Below are 15,111 nucleotides of genomic sequence, written 5' to 3'. Positions count from 1 at the left end.
CACATGTCTGTCTCCCTTTCCAATCTGCCGCTCGTTTCGGTGATCATCCCGACTTACAATCGGGAACGCACGGTCATGCGCGCAATCGATTCCGCGCTGCGCCAGACTTATCCGAACAAGCAGATCATCGTCATTGATGACGGCTCCAAGGATAAGACTCGCGAGTTGCTCGAGAAACGCACAGATATCGAATACTACTGGCAGGAGAATCAACGCCAGTCTGCTGCCCGCAATCACGGTCTCGACCGTGCGCGTGGTGATTACGTGGCCACACTCGATTCCGATGATTACTGGGACGAAAATCATCTGGCGCGCGCGATGACCGCCATTCAACGGTACCAAGTACCCATCTATTTTGCGAATTGGCGCGAGGTGGATGAGCAAGGCCAATTACTGGCCGCCGACCGGTTCAAGGATACTTCCTACATGCCGCCGGTTTCCACCTCACCAGATGCGGATGGATTTTGTCATCTGTCAGCCGAGAGGACGCGAGAATTGATCGTCATCCATCGCCCTGCCCCTTCCACGGCCATGGTGATGCGCAAAGACAAGATGGCCCGCTGGAATCTGGAAGTGGCGCGTTGGACTTTGGAGGACCTGCTTCTCTTAAGCGAGATCACGCTGAACCATAATGCGACGTGCGCCTTTAGCTCACGGCCCACCTGGACGAAGCCGCTTCAAGGGGACAACATTTCAGTCCATGCAACCGTTGTGGCTGCTGCCCGCCGTGAAGCGTGTGGTTTGGAATGCATCTACAAACATATCAATGACCGGCTGCCAGAGCCTGAACATGCGCGATATCGAAAAATGGTGGCCGAACATTTTTTTGATTATGCTTATTACACTGCTCAAGAAAGCGCCTTATCAGCTGTGCCTCTGTTCCTCAAGTCATGGCGTTACCAGCCCTCTTCTCGCCCACTAGTGGCCATGTTCAAATCACTGGTGAAAGCCGTGACTCCGGGAAGCAAACCGGCAGAAGCCAAAAAGGTTCGCCCGCATTGAGCTGTGAGCCGTTTCCAAGCCATTCTAAAAGATTTGCGCGGAGCTGTTCAGGCAGTTGACCAGCGTTGTGCGCTTTTCATCCGGCGGGTTCATCCTGCCGCATACCGGCATCTTCGTTGGCCGTTGGGCAAACCCTATCAGCGCAATACGCTGAAGATTCGTTCACCCGGTGGCGGAATCGGGGATGAACTGCTGGCGAGTGGTGTCATTCGTGCCATCAAGATCGCAAACCCAACCTGTCGAATCACGTTCGTCACTCGGTACATGGATTTCTGGCAAGGACATCCTTTGCTCTCTTCGGTAGTCCCGGCCAAAGATGAAAACAAACGCGACTCTCTGGAGCTAAGCTATCGCTATCAAGTACCGAGCAATCGCAATGTCTTTCGTCTCATCTGCGAACGTGTAGGCTTGGATGCGGATGATTTTCGTCCCGCCCCCCCAGAAGTCACACCCTCTCCCTGGCTTACAGCAGAGCTGGCGGCACAAAAACGTCCTTATATCGTCATTCAGACGGAGACAAGCAATTGGACGCCGAATAAAACCTGGCCACTCGAACGGTGGCAGGCTGTGGCACAAGCTCTCAGCAAAGACCATCTGGTGATCGAAGCGGGAACCAAACCGATATTGAATCTGTCTGGTCCCAATTTCCTCTCTTTGGCTGGCCGAACCACTCTCACTGACTTGGCCTTCCTGATCAGCAAGGCGAAGCTCTACTTAGGCGCAGAATCGGGCGGCATGCACATGGCTGCAGGATTTAAAACACCGGCGATAATCGTCTTTGGCGGATACACCTCACCAGAGAATTTTCCTTATCCGAATAACATCCCGTTCTATACACCGGTGGAATGTGCCCCGTGCTGGTTGCGGACACCCTGCCCTTACGGCCTGAAATGTATGGATGCCATCTCAGCTGCGGCCGTGATCGGGGCCGCGCAGAAATTTCTTGAGAACAAAAGCCGTTAATCTGCTAAATGCGTATTCCACTACGCAGTGGAATCGTTAAGACACCATGAAGGCCATTAAACGAACCTTGTTGCAACTCGGCCGCAGCCTGCTTCCCAGCAAGCTCAAGCTGTTCGTGTTGCATTACATCATCGCCATCCTGAACCCGAAGGAACGGCAGCGGGCGAACTGGTTCTACAACATGACCAACATGAAGTGGACCTTGCAGAACATCAAACGCTGCGGCCATGAGCTGAACCAAATCATCGATGTGGGCGCTTACGAGGGTGAATGGACAGAAGAGGTCATTCGCATATTCCCGAACGCCCGATCGCTCATGGTGGAAGGCCAGCCGACAAAAGAGCCGCTGCTCCGCACGGTAGTGGACCGTAATAACGGACAGGTCGATTATGCCATCACGCTCGTAGGCGCCAGCCCCAATGACACGGTGGAATTCTACGAGATGGAGACCGGTTCTTCTGTGCTTTATGAGCAATGCGATGCCAACCGCAAAAAGGTGACGCGTTCCATGACCACGGTGGATCTCTTGGTGGAGAAGCACAACATCAAGAGCATCGACCTGTTGAAGATCGATGTGCAGGGCTATGAACTCGAAGTGTTGCGCGGAGCGACCAATGCCTTGGCCATCTCTGAACTCGTGCTGCTTGAGGTATCACTCTTGCCTATCATCAAAGGCGCGCCCCTGATGCCCGAGACGGTGCGGTTCATGGATGAACGCGGTTTCGTGCCTTACGAAGTCTGCAATCTGATGCGTCGCCCGCTGGATGACGCGTTGTGGCAGGTGGACATGGTTTTCGTGAAGAAGACTTCCAAACTCATCGCCAATCATACCAAGGGCAGCTAGTTTTTTTGAAGATGAAGAATCTGATCATCGGTCTGGTGAGCGGCTATGACTTTGCCGCATTACGGCCGTTTTTTGATACGCTGGCGGCCACTGGGTATGCCGGTGATGTGCTTCTTTTTCATGATCGCACGAGCGAGGAAACGCTGAACGAATTGAAGAAACGCGGAGTAAAACTCATTGCGTTCAAACAACGTTATCCACGCCATCCGTTGCATGATCGGAAGCTGAACGGGGAAGGAAAAATCGGCTCGGCGCTTTCTCTCACGCAGAGAACTTTGCAACTGCTGCCTGGCTCTGAACAATCCATCACGGCATTGGGCAGACGTTTGTATCATGTGGTGAACATCCGTTTTCTGCTGACCGATGAACTGTTGCAACGAGGACAGCTTTCCGAATACGGACGCATCATGCTTACCGATGTACGGGATGTGGTTTTCCAACGTGATCCGTTCAGCTTCGATGATGGCGGTGAAGTGACATCCTTCTGGGAGCATCCTCGTTTCACGATGGAAACTGATAAAAACTATCGTGATTGGATCACCAAAGCCTTCGGAAAGGATTACGCACAGAAGCATTTCAAAGATCGCATAAGCTGCTGTGCCATCACTATGGGACCGACGGAGAAGATGAAGACCTATTTCCGCGAGTTCGTGAAATTCCTACTGGTGAACAAAACTGCTGAACCGTTTCGGTTCGGTTTGGATTCAGCGATTCACAACCGCCTCATTTGGGAGGGACGCATCCCGGGATTACGCATGCTGGAAAATCTGCATGGACCGGTTGTACACTTGGGCGGAATCAAGGCGGAGGAAATCATCCGGAGCAGCAACAACGAGATTTTGAATCAGGACGGAAGTCCCATCGCAGTGTTGCATCAGTATGACCGTCATGCAGACATACTGACCCAGTATGGAGGGCACTCTAAGAAGAAAAAGAGCGCTTAGAAATACTTCGTCAGACGCAGGGCTACGAGATTTTCGTAGTAGCTATCCCCGGCAGCAGTCGATTCACGCTTCTCGAACTGATACATGAAATCCCCGTAGACCGTGGCCGAGATCTGCCGCGAGTAGAGGAAACGCAGCGTGTATAGCTCGTAGTCATTGAAGGCGGCGGAGGCGAAGTCGTACTTGGAATAGAACGCTTGAATCTGCGCCTGACCATGTTCGCCCAAGTCATAACGAAGGTAAGCACCTGCTTGATCCAAAGTGAACAGGCTGTTGCTGTTATCCAAATCTTCCGCCTCAAGACGCCGGACGTAAGCACTAGATGACAGATAAGGCCCAAGTATCTTGGCTATCTGGTAGGAGTAATTCTGCGTCAGGAAACGATCTGGCTGGGTCAGCACGCGGCTGTAATCAACCATATGAACCGTTGTCGGGTTGATCTCGTGAGTCAACCGCAGGAGCCAGATCAACGAGGTGTTATCCGTGTTGCCGCTGAAAACGTAGCCGATGTTGCCATCGAAGAACATGTTTTCAGTAATGGGTCCGCGCAGACCCACGGTTACTGTTTGATCCCAACCATCCTGCAGGTTGTTTTTCGTAGCCGTATACTGCGAATAAGGTTTGAACCGCAGATTCTCTCGCTCTGAATCCAAACGGGCGATAAATGAATCCAAGGAATCGACCTGCGCAGCACCAGGGAGATTGTTACTGGACAGGTCCCAGAAGTTTTGATGGTAATAAGCTAACGAGGCACGCGTCTCAGTGGGAAGTGACCGGGTCGCAATGACGCCTACCGTATTGCTCAAATCCGTGTTATCCGCATCAAATCGCGTGGTCTGCGTGTTCGGCTGGTTCACAGCCTGCGGATTATTGTTGGGAGCGTAATAGACTTGTTGATTACGAACGCGATCATCCCCCTGCGAATCAAACGTTTCACCATCATACAAATCGATGAAGCCAGAATCACCATAACCGTAAATGGAACGGTTATTGGCCCGGAACTCATCAAACAGGCGGATGTCCCATCCGCCCAAAATCATATCGTAGGAGATGCCGGCCTGGAACAGAGGTTGCCCATCTAACGCAAAGCGCGCGAACGGATCAATGAGACCGAAACCGGCCAGACCGATGCGGTTTTCCAACGGCAACCAAATAACCGCACCGCTCACACCGATTTGAAGCCCCTCAGTCAACTGATACAAAGCACTGATGCCCAAAGTCACCGCGCTAAGGACATCATCGCGGCGGTTCGTCTCACTAAGATTGGCGTTATCTGTGTATAACAGGCTGGCCGAGAGGTAGTCGAGGTCGAGATAAAAATTACCGATCTTGAGTTCTGCCGTATCCGGTTGAAACCCCCTTTTGATCGGGGTGTCAGCCCCCATGCCCAAATTCAGCGGTCCGGTTTTGAAGTAGGTTTGTGCGGCACCAAATTTTGGCGTCACCCCAAGATTTACACCGAAATTTTGGAATAGATTCTCGTACGGCGCACCGGGGTCGGCAATCACCTTGGATGCTGTCAGCTCTCCCCCCAAAGCGGCTGCTGCCGCATCAGGCGCATTGCCTGTTTGCAACCGGTCATTAGCCGCAGTGAATTCCGGGCGGGATTGCTCCTGCGCTTCCGCTGAAGCTGCTAATCCTGACAACGTGAACGCCACTCCCAATCCCAAGACGCTTTGCATCTTGCGACCACGAATCGGCGTACGCTTTTTGCCAGCGATGTCTCTCTTGGCTGCCTGCATGGTATGCTATGCTTGCCCGATGCCTAAATTATGCCCTGCACAATTTGACGCCATCACAATGTGATGACATCTTACTGTTGGTGTCTTGTGGTTTTGGATTTCCAAAACCGCCGATATATTGCCAATCACTTCCGTTCAGTCCAGAAAAAAGCCTCACAAGTCGCTGAAAGACTGAGAATTAGGAAAAAAAGCCGTTTAAGCCCGTTTTTTGAGGTAAAAACCGTTTACCCCTTGGATTGTGCCCCTTTGGATTTACGCCAGATGAATAAATCCGGGTAATTCTCCAACCGGAAAGAGAAGGGTAAATAAATTAAAACGCCGATGATCGGCACAAATGTCACCACACAAATCCAAGCAATTCGACGGCCGCGGGTGCCGCCTTGATGAAAAATACTGCTGACCACGCAGGCCAAAACGACCAGCCAAATCAAAATCATCCCCGCCAAAACTTGGTAGTCGAACTTGATCGCATCGAGTGTAAACCTGTCCAGCAACTCTCTCATATCCAACTCAGCTTAGCACGGTTATCAGTCACACCAAGAAAATAGTGTCTTCACCCCTTTTAAAAGAACGTAAGTATTTTAAAACAAAATAGTTACAAAACACAACGCCACTGGGTGCTTGGGATGAATGGAAGAAAGCGTCCTTGCACTGCGCGACGCTGACGATTGCCACAATCACTTATGGACTTTCTGCCAGATAAGAAACTGCGGTTGAATTTTGCATTTTGCAAAAAAAACGGATGAAGGGGTTATATCTCTCTTCCTAAGTCCAAGTTAGACCCTTACCTTCCCTTAAAACTGCACTATCATTTTACCGGCCTGGATTTTCGGTAATCTCCCCGGCTGAAATATTTTTCCAACCACACGTACAGGCAAATGAAGAGATAGCGACTGCCCATCTCTTTGATCTTGAGCTTGGCTTCGCCCGTACGCCGGTTGCGCCAGGTGATGGGCATCACCGTCCACGTATAGCCTCTGACCATCGCCTTCAGCGGCAGTTCCACGGTCAAATTGAAATGCGGTGACAGATATGGGCGGCACCCATCGATCACTGTTTTTCGATATGCCTTGAATGCATTGGTCGTATCGTTGAGCTTGGTGCCGAAGAGGATGCGGATAAAGGAATTCGCCAGCCGGTTGATCCGCAGTTTTAACCAAGGGTAATCAATGACTCCGCCGCCTTTCATGAAACGGCTGCCGAAAACGCAGTCCCATCCTTCATTGAGTTTTTGCCAATAGCGCACCACATCCCGGCAATCATCCGATTCATCGGCCATCATGATCACCACCGCATCACCCTTCATCATATCCAGCCCCTTGATGATGGCACGGCCAAAACCGTGAAGTTCGAGATTTTGTACAGGTTGCAATTCAGGCATCTTCTGCGCCAGTTCGGTCAATATCTCCCAAGTCCGGTCCTTGCTGCCGTCATCCACTACCAGGATGTTATGAGGGACTTTGTTCAGTGACAGCTCCAGGTGCAAATGCTGGACAGTCGAGGCGATGCATCCTTCTTCATCCCTTGCGGGTATGACGATGGAAAGGAGTGTGAGCTTCGGCACGCTTGCGGGAGGCGCTTCCGGCGATGCCACTCCGGCAGAGTTGGACGCAGTGGTGTTCATGCTTTCAGTCATCCCAGGCATGCCTGATAAATTTCCTCCAATATCCCCCGCAGGTCGTAGCGGTAACTCCACGCGGGGTAATCCTTCTGGAATCGCTGGACATCGCTTACCCACCAGATGTGATCTCCGGAGCGGTTTTCTTCCACGTAAGTCCAGTCCAGGTTCCGTCCACTGATCCGTTCGCAAAGATCAATCGCCTCCAGCATCGAGCAATTGCTGTGACGGCTGCCGCCGATGTTATATACCGCACCACTTTTCGGTTGTTGGTAAAAGCTCCAGAACGCATTCACCAGATCATGACTGTGAATATTGTCCCGCACCTGCTTGCCCTTGTAACCAAACACCCGGTAAGCCCTGCCTTCAGCCGTGCATTTCATGAGGTAGGAAAGGAACCCGTGCAGTTCCGCGCCAGCATGGGCCGGGCCGGTCAGGCAGCCACCCCGGAAACAGACGGTTTTCATTCCGAAATAACGGCCATACTCCTGTACCAGCAGATCGGCGGCAACCTTGCTGCAACCGAAAAGGGAATGCTTGCTTTGATCAATGGTCAGTGTCTCGTCGATGCCTTGTTTAAACTTGTGATCAGGCGCTATCTCCCACCGTTTTTCGAGTTCTACCAAAGGCAAAGCATTGGGTGCGTCACCGTAAACCTTGTTCGTGCTGGTGAAGATAAACGCTGCATCTGGGGAGAATCGGCGCGTGGCTTCCAACAGATTAAGCGTGCCATTGGCATTGACGCCAAAATCCGTGAACGGATCTTTGGCTGCCCAGTCATGAGAGGGTTGTGCTGCCGCATGGACTATCAGGCTGATGTCCTTGCCGTAGGTTTTAAACACCTTGAACACCGCCTCCTGATCGCGGATGTCGATGGAATGATGGCGGTAGTTTCCCAGCATTGCTTCCAGCTTCGCCCGATTGCCGGAGGTGGAAGCGGCGGCCCCAAAGAAATGCGCCCGCATGTCATTATCGATGCCGAGGACATCCATCCCTTCCGCATGCATTTTTTTGCACGTTTCCGAGCCGACCAGTCCGGCCGAACCAGTTACCACAGCTGCAGCCATTTGCAGAAGTGTCGAAAAAGCCGTCCTCCATTACAATCGCAGAATACGCCATTCTATTTCCGCTTGGGCATGCCGCCCCGGCCTGCTCTATCGAGAGTGTTGACCTTTGAAATACCGGCTGTTTCAATCCGCCGTTCTGAACTGTGTTCTGATGAACAAGCTGCTTGCACCTGGAATTTTCCGCTCGTTTCTCGCCATGGTAGTGGTTTTGCACCACTTCTGGGTGATCAGTTTTGGCGGGTGGGCGGTTTATGTCTTCTTCATCCTGAGCGGGTTTTGGATCACGGAAGTGTGGGTTCACAAATATTCCAGGCAGCCCAGACCTTATCTGCGCTTCATCAGCAATCGCTATGTGCGCTTGGTCCCGGTTTATCTGGCTTGCTTCTTCATCGCTGCAATAGTGCTGCGTTTCACTTCCAAGGATTACTCTATTTTACACGAACAGGCGCAGCATCCTCTCTGGTGGATCAAACTTGTCGCCATCGTCCCGGCAGCGTCCCATGCTGCTTTCCTGCCGCCGCTCTGGAGCATTGTGGTAGAGATGCAGTTCTACCTCATCGCACCGCTGCTTATCTGGATGGCTACATATCTCACTCCTGCCGGTGAACCCCAGAAATTCACGCGCAAGCAAGCTTTGGCGTTCGCCATCTTTTTGCCGTTGATGTTTTATTCGCTGAACATCTTTTTGGAATCGAAAGTCGCCTTCCTCCCCGGCTTTCTCTTTTGCTTCCTGCTCGGCATCCTCACCAGCACATCGGGCTATAAACCTGGAAAGAAGATAGCGCTCGTCTCCATCGGCATCGTACTGCTTACAGCCCTGCTTTCTTTGATGGTGCCAGCTTTGCATCAGTTGTTCGGTCCAGATGCCGCTCGCACATCCAATGAGTATTGGTATCTGATGAACCGGTATGCTTGTGCGGTACTGGGATTGGTCACCGTGCCTTACATCGCCTACTCAGTGCGCCTTCCCAGCCAAGGATTGGATCGTGAATTGGGGAACTTCTCCTACCCTCTCTATCTGTTCCACTTCTCGGTCGTGTTCCTTTTCGACAACGTGGGACGCCTGGCAAAATTGCCGTATTGGCCACGTACAGCGGCCGCGTTATTGGTGGTCTTGATCGGCTCTCTGGCGGTGTATTGGATTATCGACAGGCCCGCAGAAAAATGGCGCCGCAAACATCTGGAGGCTTAACTGCCCTCTACTGCTTCGACCGCTCAATGATGGAAGTCGTCGAACGCCCTTCCAGAAATTGGATGAACACGATCTTCGCGCCTGCGGCTTGCACAACGGCACGTTCTTCAGGGTTCAATGTCTCCAGCGTGTAATCGCCGCCCTTCACATACACATCGGGCTGGGCAGCTTTCAGCAAGTTGGTGGCTCGTACTTCTGGAAATAGTGTAACGGCATCTACGGAGCGTAGGGCCGCCATGATTTGCGCACGATCTCCTTCATTGTTGATCGGTCGGTTCGGTCCTTTCAGCCCCTTGATGGAAGCATCGGCATTCAACCCCACCAGCAGCACATCACCCTGCTCCCGCGCTTGCTGGAGATAGCTCACATGGCCGGCGTGCAAAATATCAAAGCAGCCATGGGTCACGACGAGCTTGAGCCCTTTGTCCCGCAGTTTTTGACGCCAAGCCGGCAGATCCGCCAGCGACACGATTTCACCTGAAAAACTCATAGTTAAACTTTCGACAATTCCAGCCAGCCCGGATTTGCTTCCGCATGCTGGGCGATTTCTTCAAGGACTGAGGGCAATGCGCGCTTGGGCTTCCATCTCCACACCTGTTCTGCCAGTCGCGAATCCAAGACCATCCACGGTATGTCAAAGGGACGTGGTTGCAAATCCGCCTGCACGGAATGTTTACCAAAGCGCGTATCGCACCATTCCGTGAGTTGTCGTAGGGACATGCTATTTGCGCTGCCACCCGCCACATTCACCAACCGCGGCTTCAGCTTGTCTTCACGCGCTGCCATCTGCTGGAACAACAACTCTGCCAGATCATCTGGATGCAACCCATCGCGCACCTGATGTCCCGTGCCGCCGAAACCGATGTATTTCAATGCTTGGCGATACTTATGTGCATTGAGCCAGTAAGCGAAAATCCCTTGGGCCGGATGACCGAACTGACCCGCGCCAGCCAAAACACCGCAACGATTGACCCACACGGGCACATTGAATGCGTGATGATATTCCAACGCCAACGCTTCTGAAGCCAGCTTGGTCCCGCCGTAGAGTGAAACCGGCGCTTGCGTGGAAAAACTTTCATTTACTCCATGCGCTGACACACCCGCCGGAGCTGCGTGGCTGGCATCAAATTCAAATGCTTTCTCGGCGGACTTCAAAGGAATCGCTACTAACGCCGGAATGGAATAGACGCGGCTCGTGCTGAGGAGGATGAAGCCTGCTTTGCGCGAACGGCAAAACTCCAAGAGGTTGATGGTACCCGTGAGATTGTGCTCCACCAATTGACGGCTGCTCGTCTTTCCATCCACGCCTGCAAGCACACTGGGATTCGCCGCCGCGTCGATCACCCAATCAATATCACCGAAAGATTCGAGGTCAGAAGGTTGCCGGATGTCTCCGTGCCGAAAAGTTACTCCTAACCGAAGCAACTCGCGGTAATTCGTCTCTGCCCCCGGACGGCTGAGATTATCAATACCTGAGAGCTTCCACTCCGGATGACGAGCTTTAAGGATGCGCGCCAGCGAACTGCCGACGAACCCACATACGCCCGTGATAAGAACGTTCATTCGTGGAACGTTTTACGGATCCCCGTAAAACGTGCGCTCCTGCGATCACTTCTTCCGTTGTTGCTGCAAGAGAAGCTGTTGCGCCTTCTTCTTGTTGTTTTGCTGCAGGTGATGATGGGCCGCCGTGGTGCCCTTGGGGGGCTTGGACTTGGGCTTGGGCGGTTTCGGTGCAGCTTCCATGCTGATCACACTGCCCGCCAAAATCGCGACCGCCACTCCCAGTTTAAGACCGAGATGCGTCACGCTCCGAGTTAAGCCTAAGCGTTTCATTACTGTTCTATTAACCCGTCCCACCGAATTATTCAACCCTTGCTTTCAACAATCCCTCACGACTTTTAAGCAAGCAAAGCCGGACGAAGCGTAGTGGGACAGGCGCCTTCGCCTGTCCCGTCTCCTCCGCTTGCACGAACAAGGCTTTACTTCCCACCACCCGCCAGCTTGCCGAGCAACTGATTCATCCGCTGCACCATGCTGCGCGAATCTTCCAAGAGGCCCACGGACAACCTCGCGTTATCGAAGAGCTGCTCCGCCAGCAACGCCGCCAACGTCCCATCGCTCTGCCGCAACCCATTCAAGCGCACCATCAGGTCATGCGACTGATTCAGTTCCAAGTCCAGCTTCGGCGTCATCTCGGCTTCCTTGCCTTTGCCCATCGCCTTGATGATCCGGCGCATGCTCGAGGTCATGAACTTATCGCCATCCACCACCGCCACCGGGCTGTCCACCAAGCGCTTCGAGGCGCGCACTTCGCCCACACGCTCCGCGAGCGTTTCCTTGAACCACTTCGCCAAGGCCGCCGCGTCGTCATCCGAGAGACCGCCTTCCGGCTTGTCCGTCAGTGACAGATCAGCCTTCTCCGCCGCGATCAGGGTCTTGCCCTCGAACTCGCGCAGATGATCCATCACGAACTCATCCCACGGATCGTTCAGGAACAGCACCTCGAACTTGCGCGCCTTGAACACCTCGAAATACGGACTCGCCTCCGCCGCTGCGCGATCCGCCGCCAGCAGGAAGTAAATCTCCTTCTGCTCGGAACCCATCCGCGTGACGTATTCCGCCAGCGACGTGAAGTTATCTCCCTCTGTCGCAGAAGACGTGAAGCGCAGCAACTTACCCAGTGCCTCGCGATGCGTGAAATCCGTCACCACACCTTCCTTCAGGAACCGTTGGAACTCGCGATAGAACGTCGTGTATTTCTCCGCTTCCTTCGTCGATTGCTCATCCAGGAATTTCAAGAAACGCGTCGTCAACACCTTGTTCAGCTTCTGCATCAGCGAGCTGTCCTGCATGGACTCGCGCGAGATGTTCAGCGGCAAATCCTCGCTATCCACCACACCGCGCAAGAAGCGCAACCACTCCGGGAACAACCCCTTCGCCTTCGACTGGATGAGCACCTTGCGGCAGTGCAAGTTCACTTCGGACTCCAAGCGCGTCATCCCGTTCGCTTCCGCATTATGCTTCGGCACGAAGAGCAACGCTTGAATCGCGAGCGGCGCATCCGCGGCAAAGTGCAAGCGGAACATCGGTTCTTCCGTGTCGTGACCGATGTAGCGGTAGAATTCGTTATACTCCTCGTCCTTGATCTCGTTCTTGCTGCGCGCCCAGATGGCTTGCACCGTGTTCAGGCGCTTTGTGTTCAGCTCGATCGGGAACGTGACGAAGCTCGAGTAACGCTTGATGATGTGCTCCACCTCCCATTCTTCGGAGAACAGCTTCGCCTCTTCCTTCAACGTCAGCACGATCTTCGTTCCGCGCGGCAGATCAGCCACCGGCTCCACTTCGTAACTGCCCTCGCCTGCGCTCACCCATTTCCAACCCTGCTCTTCCGCACGCCATGAACGGCTGAACACCGTTACATTCGTCGCCACCATGAAAGCCGAGTAGAAACCCACACCGAATTGGCCGATCAACGAGAGATCCGGCTTCTGCCCTTCCGCCATCTGCTTCAGAAACGCCTTCGTTCCCGAGTGCGCGATCGTGCCGAGGTTCTGCACGATCTCATCATGCGTCATGCCGATGCCCGCATCCGTGATCGTGATCGTCCCCGCGTCCTTATCCGTCGTCACCGTGATCTTGAGTTCCGCTTCCGGCTGATACACCGCCTGACCGGAAGCCTGCGTGAACCGCAACTTCTCACACGCATCCGCCGCGTTGGAAACCAGCTCGCGGATGAAGATCTCTTTATCCGTGTAGAGGGAATGGATGACGATGTTCAGCAACTGCTGAATCTCCGCCTGAAACTGATGCTTCTCTGTGCTCATGACATTTTCCAAATAAGTTTTCTTCTGTCCGGCTTCGACACTCCATGCCTTAAGCCTGACGGCTATCCGACAAATAAATCGGCGCGAATGTTCAACCGATACTGGCATCGAAGGCAAGTAGTGATTCACCCTCCAATTTTTCAAGTTGGCGTTCCACACAGAGCGACGAAGCACGATGCCCGTGCTGCCGGATTCCAGCCGGCAGTCCACGACCTCCGCCGTAGCATTCCCCTTAGCGCCAACGGCGCGCTTCATACCAGCCTAGGCCAACGGCCTAGGAATCCGTTTCGCCAAAAGCCCCAAGGGCTGAAAGCCCGACTCATCCCTCGCCTGAATTTTCAACCTCTCAAAGTTGCACCGCCAACCCGTGACTGTTAAATCCAGCCAGCAGTCGGCAAATGTTCTCCCTCTCCTCTATAGGCAGGCCGAGCTTCGGCGGAGAGGGCCGGGGTGAGGAGTGAGCGAGCCAACGGATTTTCGTTTTTTTCAGCATTCCGATACTTTTTCCCCACGTCGTTCTTCCCAATTTCCGAATCCGCTCCTATCCTCCCTCCCATGCCAAAACAGACTTGGTATATCGCCAGCGTTCTCTCCGCCATTTTCGTGGCCGTCATCATCTATTTCAGCGTCGCCGATAAAGGCCCGACACCCGAAGAAGTCCAAAAGGCCAAGGAAGCCCAGCAAGCCACCGACGACCTCAAAGCCGAAGTCGAGAAACTGAAAGCCGACCTCGCCAAGACCCAGGAAGAACTCACCGCCCTCCAAGAACAGAACCAAGCCGCCGTCCAAGCCAAGTCCAAGCTCGAAGAAGAGATGCGCACCGCCCTGCAATCGAAAGACATCACCATCTCCGAACTCCAGGGCAAACTCGAAGTCAACATCCTCGACCGCGTCCTCTTCGACACCGGCAAAGCCGAGATGAAAGCCGAAGGCGCCGACGTCCTCCTTCGCATCGCCAACATCCTCACCAACCACCCGAACCGCCTCATCCACGTCATCGGCCACACGGACAACATTCCCATCCGCGCCAGCGCCGGGGCGAAGTATCCCACCAATTGGGAACTCTCCACCGCCCGCGCCCTCGCCGCCGTCCGTTACCTCGTTGAAAAGGCGAACGTCGATCCCCACCGCCTCGCCGCCGTCGGCTATGGCGAATATCACCCCATCGCCGACAACACCACCGAAGAAGGCCGCGCCCGCAACCGCCGCATCGCCCTAGTAGTCCTCCCCGAAGTCTACTCCCCTGACAAAGAACTGAACCAAGGCAAACCACTATCAGCCAAACTAGGCGAACTTCCGGCACCGACCTCCGCCACCCCATTGCCACTGCCGATCCCAATAAAAAGCACCGACACGCCCTAAGCAATGTGCTGCCGGCATCTTGTCGGCAGTTCCCTCCTCAGCCGCCGCTGCGGCTCTAACTCCCCACTTTCGATGTCAGAGTTCGATGTTGGATGTTCGATGTTTCCCCAATTCTCCTTTCATAACCCATACCTCATAATTCATACATTCCCCTGAGTCGCCTTCCCATCTCGTCCGGTCGATGCTCCCTCATCTCGATAGCATCCTGTCCTGCGGCACTCTAGCCACCAGTCCACACCTCCCAGATCCGACCCTCGCCAGCCACTTCAACGCCAATAATCGTGCTCGTCCTTCGTCCTCGTCGTCGTCCTCGATTTTTACATCGTCAACTCCGTCCTCGACAAAACACGCCCACCATTCAGCAGAAACGCAGCCGAAGAACGTCTGAAGCGTACGAACGCACCTGTTCCTGTCTTCCTTCTCCCTTGGAAGCCGAACTTCGGCCGGGAGAAGGATTGAGGATGAGGGTGCCCCCTTTCTTCATTCACCATTCTTAATTCTGCGTTCCTTAATAAGGAACTATGTCAAAGAGCAATGAAACCATCCGACCCCT

14 protein-coding genes are annotated in these 15,111 nt (G+C 53.7%); 6 read left to right on the top strand and 8 right to left on the bottom strand.

Annotated elements, in window-relative coordinates; all coding sequences use genetic code 11:
• Positions 1 to 3: 3 nt before the first annotated feature.
• The 4 genes from VGH19_20525 (at position 4) to VGH19_20510 (ending at position 3,753) form a co-directional block, all read left to right on the top strand.
• Positions 4 to 1,002: a glycosyltransferase family 2 protein gene (locus VGH19_20525; protein HEY1173762.1), complete on the top strand. Its 999-nt coding sequence runs from the start codon at positions 4 to 6 to the stop codon at positions 1,000 to 1,002.
• Between the two features lie 123 nt (positions 1,003 to 1,125).
• Complete coding sequence (locus VGH19_20520) at positions 1,126 to 1,965, top strand: glycosyltransferase family 9 protein (GenBank protein HEY1173761.1); 840 nt, start codon at positions 1,126 to 1,128, stop codon at positions 1,963 to 1,965.
• A 46-nt stretch (positions 1,966 to 2,011) separates the two neighbouring features.
• Positions 2,012 to 2,809, top strand: coding sequence for an FkbM family methyltransferase (locus VGH19_20515; GenBank protein ID HEY1173760.1), 798 nt, complete (start codon positions 2,012 to 2,014; stop codon positions 2,807 to 2,809).
• Between the two features lie 11 nt (positions 2,810 to 2,820).
• Positions 2,821 to 3,753, top strand: coding sequence for a hypothetical protein (locus VGH19_20510; GenBank protein ID HEY1173759.1), 933 nt, complete (start codon positions 2,821 to 2,823; stop codon positions 3,751 to 3,753).
• Here the strand turns inward: VGH19_20510 and VGH19_20505 are convergent.
• The 4 genes from VGH19_20505 to VGH19_20490 all read right to left on the bottom strand — a co-directional run bounded on the left by VGH19_20505 (position 3,750) and on the right by VGH19_20490 (position 8,180).
• Positions 3,750 to 5,495, bottom strand: coding sequence for a hypothetical protein (locus VGH19_20505; GenBank protein HEY1173758.1), 1,746 nt, complete (start codon positions 5,493 to 5,495; stop codon positions 3,750 to 3,752). The genes VGH19_20510 and VGH19_20505 overlap by 4 nt on opposite strands.
• A gap of 224 nt (positions 5,496 to 5,719) precedes the next feature.
• Entirely contained in the window at positions 5,720 to 5,998 is a 279-nt protein-coding gene (locus tag VGH19_20500; GenBank protein HEY1173757.1) for a PLDc N-terminal domain-containing protein, read from the bottom strand.
• Between the two features lie 305 nt (positions 5,999 to 6,303).
• The gene (locus VGH19_20495; protein ID HEY1173756.1) at positions 6,304 to 7,119 is read right to left on the bottom strand and encodes a glycosyltransferase family 2 protein; all 816 of its coding nucleotides are present in this window, start codon (positions 7,117 to 7,119) and stop codon (positions 6,304 to 6,306) included.
• 8 nt (positions 7,120 to 7,127) lie between these two features.
• Entirely contained in the window at positions 7,128 to 8,180 is a 1,053-nt protein-coding gene (locus VGH19_20490; protein HEY1173755.1) for an NAD-dependent epimerase/dehydratase family protein, read from the bottom strand.
• A gap of 151 nt (positions 8,181 to 8,331) precedes the next feature.
• On the opposite strand from VGH19_20490, the gene VGH19_20485 reads away from it, so the two are divergent.
• On the top strand, positions 8,332 to 9,372 hold the full coding sequence (locus VGH19_20485) for an acyltransferase (GenBank protein ID HEY1173754.1): 1,041 nt from the start codon (positions 8,332 to 8,334) through the stop codon (positions 9,370 to 9,372).
• 7 nt (positions 9,373 to 9,379) lie between these two features.
• On the opposite strand, the gene rfaE2 is transcribed toward VGH19_20485, so the two are convergent.
• The 4 genes from rfaE2 to htpG form a co-directional block, all read right to left on the bottom strand.
• A complete protein-coding gene (gene rfaE2, locus VGH19_20480; protein ID HEY1173753.1) occupies positions 9,380 to 9,862 on the bottom strand; it encodes a D-glycero-beta-D-manno-heptose 1-phosphate adenylyltransferase in 483 nt (160 codons plus the stop codon).
• A 2-nt stretch (positions 9,863 to 9,864) separates the two neighbouring features.
• On the bottom strand, positions 9,865 to 10,935 hold the full coding sequence (locus tag VGH19_20475; GenBank protein HEY1173752.1) for an NAD-dependent epimerase/dehydratase family protein: 1,071 nt from the start codon (positions 10,933 to 10,935) through the stop codon (positions 9,865 to 9,867).
• Positions 10,936 to 10,980: 45 nt separating this feature from the next.
• Positions 10,981 to 11,205 (bottom strand): hypothetical protein, encoded by a 225-nt coding sequence (locus tag VGH19_20470; protein HEY1173751.1) that lies wholly within the window; start codon positions 11,203 to 11,205, stop codon positions 10,981 to 10,983.
• A 146-nt stretch (positions 11,206 to 11,351) separates the two neighbouring features.
• On the bottom strand, positions 11,352 to 13,196 hold the full coding sequence (htpG, locus tag VGH19_20465; protein HEY1173750.1) for a molecular chaperone HtpG: 1,845 nt from the start codon (positions 13,194 to 13,196) through the stop codon (positions 11,352 to 11,354).
• A gap of 555 nt (positions 13,197 to 13,751) precedes the next feature.
• Between htpG and VGH19_20460 the strand changes: the two genes are divergently transcribed.
• On the top strand, positions 13,752 to 14,558 hold the full coding sequence (locus VGH19_20460; protein HEY1173749.1) for an OmpA family protein: 807 nt from the start codon (positions 13,752 to 13,754) through the stop codon (positions 14,556 to 14,558).
• Positions 14,559 to 15,111 lie beyond the last annotated feature (553 nt).

The organism is Verrucomicrobiia bacterium (genome assembly GCA_036405135.1).
Lineage (GTDB): Bacteria > Verrucomicrobiota > Verrucomicrobiia > Limisphaerales > JAEYXS01 > JAEYXS01.
Note: the sequence above shows the minus strand (reverse complement) of the source record. Positions and strands in the feature narration are given on the sequence as shown.

What these genes read in the sequence shown, in the direction of transcription:
- VGH19_20525 (HEY1173762.1), top strand. Translation starts at nt 4, where the DNA reads ATGTCTGTCTCCCTTTCCAATCTGCCGCTCGTTTCGGTGATCATCCCG.
- VGH19_20515 (HEY1173760.1), top strand. Translation starts at nt 2,012, where the DNA reads ATGAAGGCCATTAAACGAACCTTGTTGCAACTCGGCCGCAGCCTGCTT.
- VGH19_20510 (HEY1173759.1), top strand. Translation starts at nt 2,821, where the DNA reads ATGAAGAATCTGATCATCGGTCTGGTGAGCGGCTATGACTTTGCCGCA.
- VGH19_20505 (HEY1173758.1), bottom strand. Translation starts at nt 5,495, where the DNA reads ATGCAGGCAGCCAAGAGAGACATCGCTGGCAAAAAGCGTACGCCGATT.
- VGH19_20500 (HEY1173757.1), bottom strand. Translation starts at nt 5,998, where the DNA reads ATGAGAGAGTTGCTGGACAGGTTTACACTCGATGCGATCAAGTTCGAC.
- VGH19_20495 (HEY1173756.1), bottom strand. Translation starts at nt 7,119, where the DNA reads ATGAACACCACTGCGTCCAACTCTGCCGGAGTGGCATCGCCGGAAGCG.
- VGH19_20490 (HEY1173755.1), bottom strand. Translation starts at nt 8,180, where the DNA reads ATGGCTGCAGCTGTGGTAACTGGTTCGGCCGGACTGGTCGGCTCGGAA.
- VGH19_20485 (HEY1173754.1), top strand. Translation starts at nt 8,332, where the DNA reads ATGAACAAGCTGCTTGCACCTGGAATTTTCCGCTCGTTTCTCGCCATG.
- rfaE2 (HEY1173753.1), bottom strand. Translation starts at nt 9,862, where the DNA reads ATGAGTTTTTCAGGTGAAATCGTGTCGCTGGCGGATCTGCCGGCTTGG.
- VGH19_20475 (HEY1173752.1), bottom strand. Translation starts at nt 10,935, where the DNA reads ATGAACGTTCTTATCACGGGCGTATGTGGGTTCGTCGGCAGTTCGCTG.
- VGH19_20470 (HEY1173751.1), bottom strand. Translation starts at nt 11,205, where the DNA reads ATGAAACGCTTAGGCTTAACTCGGAGCGTGACGCATCTCGGTCTTAAA.
- htpG (HEY1173750.1), bottom strand. Translation starts at nt 13,196, where the DNA reads ATGAGCACAGAGAAGCATCAGTTTCAGGCGGAGATTCAGCAGTTGCTG.
- VGH19_20460 (HEY1173749.1), top strand. Translation starts at nt 13,752, where the DNA reads ATGCCAAAACAGACTTGGTATATCGCCAGCGTTCTCTCCGCCATTTTC.